This is a genomic window from Brachybacterium sp. UMB0905 (assembly GCF_002871795.1).
Classification (GTDB): domain Bacteria; phylum Actinomycetota; class Actinomycetes; order Actinomycetales; family Dermabacteraceae; genus Brachybacterium.
The window spans coordinates 1-1317 of the sequence record NZ_PNHL01000041.1 but is presented as its reverse complement, the minus strand read 5'-3'; the positions used below and the strand labels follow the sequence as shown (position 1 = coordinate 1317).

Below are 1317 nucleotides of genomic sequence, written 5' to 3'. Positions count from 1 at the left end.
TGGGCTTACCCTTCTGTTGTTGACACCTGAGATGGCGGGTCGTGGTGACCTGCGGGAGGTTGTCGTCATGAGGAAGCGGAAGAGCTATACGCCGGAGTATCGTCGGGAGGCGGCGGCTTTGGTGTTGGATACGGACCGGCCGATCGCGCATGTGGCTGCGGAGATCGATGTGGGCCCGCAGTTGCTGGGCCGCTGGGTGCAACAAGAGCGTGAGCGCCGGGGACCGGCGCCGGGTCCGGATGCGCCGTTAGCGGCTGAGGAACGTGAGGAGCTGAAGTGTCTGCGGCGGCGGGTCTATGAGCTGGAGAGGGACAATGAGTTCCTGGGAAAAGCAGCCGCCTTCTTCGCGTCGAGGCCACCCCAGCGGAACGGTTCGAGCTGATGGATGCGCAGAAGGCGAACTTCGAGATCACGCGCATGGCCAGGCTGCTGGGTGTGACTCGTCAGGGCTATTACGCCTGGCGGCGGCGTCGCGAGCACGGCCCCGGGCCGAGGGCTCAGCGGCGGGAGGTGATCGACCAGGCTGTGCGCGAGGCATTCCAGGCCTCTGATGAGGTCTACGGGGCTCCGCGGATCACCCGCGAGCTCGCAGGCCAGGGCATGATGGTCGACCGTAAGACGGTCGCTGCGTCCATGCGTCGCCAGGGGCTGGAGGGCATCAGTCCGCGCATGTTCACCCCGGTGACGACGATCCAAGACTCCTCTGCCCGGGGTTTCGCGGACTATGTCCAGCGGCGGTGGGACCAAGGGCGTCTTGATGCGGTCTGGATCAGTGACATCACGTATCTGCCCACCGGCGAGGGGTGGCTCTACCTCGCTGCGGTCCGTGACGGGCATTCCCGGCGCGTGCTGGGCTGGGCGATGGACGAGTGCCAGGGCGCCAGTGTCGTTGACCGAGCACTGCGTATGGCCCATACCTTGCGTGGCGATGTGCCAGAGGGGCTGGTGTTCCATGCTGATCGCGGCACCCAGTACACGTCCAAGACGCTGTTCGAGACCTGCGAGGAACTGGGGATCTGTCAGTCCATGGGACGGACCGGAGTGTGCTGGGACAACGCGATGGCCGAGTCGTTTTGGGCCACGCTGAAGACCGAGTTCTACGATCGTCGGTCCTGGCCGACTCGGGCCGAAGCTCGCCGCGAGGTCGCTCGCTGGATCGAGATCGTCTACAACCGTCGCAGGCTGCACTCCAGCCTCGACTACACCAGCCCGGTCGCGTTCGAGAACGCCATCAAACGCGACCAGGCCAAAACCGAAGAACACGCAGATCAAGCCCAAGCAGCTTGATCAACCGTCAACAACTTGCGGGCAAGCCCA

General features: G+C 64.8%; 1 protein-coding gene. It reads left to right on the top strand.

The window, feature by feature from the left end:
• Positions 1-67 precede the first annotated feature (67 nt).
• Positions 68-1287, top strand: a protein-coding gene (locus CJ197_RS14770; RefSeq protein WP_369801562.1) for an IS3 family transposase whose coding sequence is annotated in 2 segments (ribosomal slippage) — positions 68-338 and positions 338-1287 — 1221 coding nt in all. Because the reading frame shifts where the segments join, the coding sequence is not laid out codon by codon here.
• The last annotated feature ends 30 nt before the right edge of the window (positions 1288-1317 follow it).